Annotated in this window: 2 protein-coding genes; both read left to right on the forward strand. The window is 40.9% G+C overall.

Annotated features, from left to right (window positions below; genetic code table 11):
- Positions 1–85 precede the first annotated feature (85 nt).
- Positions 86–1,330, forward strand: a complete 1,245-nt coding sequence (gene wecC, locus KDK14_RS14920; protein ID WP_257265966.1) for a UDP-N-acetyl-D-mannosamine dehydrogenase — start codon at positions 86–88, stop codon at positions 1,328–1,330.
- A 293-nt stretch (positions 1,331–1,623) separates the two neighbouring features.
- Positions 1,624–1,973: hypothetical protein (locus tag KDK14_RS14925; RefSeq protein ID WP_257265967.1), on the forward strand; the 350-nt coding region annotated here is incomplete at its 3' end.

Consider the following 1,973-nt stretch of genomic DNA (forward strand, 5'->3'; position numbering starts at 1 on the left):
TAGCGTGGCAGACAGGTGATGGGTTTTGAAGACGTCCTTAAATAAGCGCTTACGTAACAACACACCTCTTAGTTAGTACCCAACAATGACCACCTTTAATACAATATCAGTAATCGGACTTGGCTATATTGGCTTGCCTACAGCTGCCGTTTTCGCATCCAGAAAAATCAATGTTATTGGCGTTGATATTAATCAACGTGCAGTAGATACGATAAATGAAGGCAAAATCCATATCGTTGAACCTGATCTGGATATGCTGGTCAGTGCTGCGGTGACTGCTGGCTATTTAAAAGCGACCACCACAGCAGAAGCCGCTGATGCCTTTTTGATTGCCGTACCGACTCCGTTCAAAGAAAATCATGAGCCAGACCTCAGCTATATAGAAGCTGCCTGTAAAAACATCGCACCGGTACTCAAGCGAGGTGATCTTATCGTTCTGGAATCCACCTCACCGGTGGGCGCCACAGAGCAAATGGCTCAATGGATTGCAGAAGCAAGACCAGACCTGGTAGTACCAATCAGTGAAAATCAGAAGGGCGATATCTACATTGCCCATTGCCCTGAGCGCGTACTGCCCGGCCATGTTGTCCGTGAACTGGTAGAAAACGATCGGGTAATTGGCGGCATAAACCACGAAAGCTCCGAAAGAGCAGTTGAGCTTTATAAAACCTTTGTGATGGGTGAATGCATTATTACCAATGCACGCACCGCAGAAATGGCCAAATTGACCGAAAACGCCAGCCGTGATGTGAGCATCGCCTTTGCCAATGAATTGTCTGTGATCTGTGATGAGCTGGTAATTAATGTCTGGGAGCTGATCGAACTGGCTAACCGTCATCCACGGGTGAACATCCTACAACCCGGCCCTGGTGTTGGTGGTCACTGCATCGCCGTTGACCCCTGGTTTATCGTTAGTAAAACACCCGAAAAAGCCAAGCTGATCCGCCAGGCACGGGAAACCAACGACAGTAAGCCTGCATGGGTGGTTGATAAGGTTAATGAGAAAGTTGAGCAGTTTCTTGCTGATCATCCCAATAAAAAGCGGGAAGAAGTTACAGTTGCCTGTTTTGGTCTGGCCTTTAAGCCAGATATTGATGACCTTAGAGAAAGTCCAGCACTGCACATTACCAGAACGCTGGTGAATACATTGGGTTGCAAGGTTATTGCCATAGAACCCAATGTGGAAAGCGTGAAAGAGGATTTTGAGCTGGTCAATCTGGATACAGCATTTACTAAAGCGGATGTATATGTACTGTTGGTTGATCATTATCAGTTCAAACGGTTTAAACCAGCGGTTAAGTATGTAGTCGATACTAAGGGTATTTGGTAAAACAAGCCATTAAAGAAATGCGGAGTGGATATTAAGCACGATCAAAGATCTGCTCCAATTTTCTGCTTTAGCTTCTTTAAATTTGTTGGACAATAAAATTGATTAATATAACGTCACCTTATTTTTTCTTAGTTTTCATCCTGACATTAGTTGGTTTAACAGGAATAGAAAATCAGATCTCATGGGGAAGGTATGAGACGGATATTAGTTTATACTTTTACCTGTATATACTTTTAACTATTTTTTTTATACTTGGTTATAAACTAAATATAAAAACAAATAAAAGGATCATATTGTCAAGGCAATCACTGAATGAAAGGTGTTTTTCATATAATAGATTTAAATTTTTGCTACTTGTTGCCTTTTTCTTTCTCTTGTTGAAGTTGCTGAAATTAGGTGACATACCTTTATTAAGTTCAGATCCTACTATTCGTAGCACAGGTGAAAGCTTAGGAGGTGTAGTCGACTATCCTGTCCGACTCATTACATTATTAGGTATTGTAGGTTATTATATTTATAAAAAAAACAATAATAAAATAATGTTATACATTGTTTGCGCCTCGTTTGTAGTGAATTTACTATTAATGAACAGAGCGGAGCTCTTGCTTCAGTTTTATTCTTTATTAATTATAAAGTTTAGAGA

The sequence above is a fragment of the Endozoicomonas sp. ONNA2 genome, from assembly GCF_024606365.1.
GTDB lineage: Bacteria > Pseudomonadota > Gammaproteobacteria > Pseudomonadales > Endozoicomonadaceae > Endozoicomonas.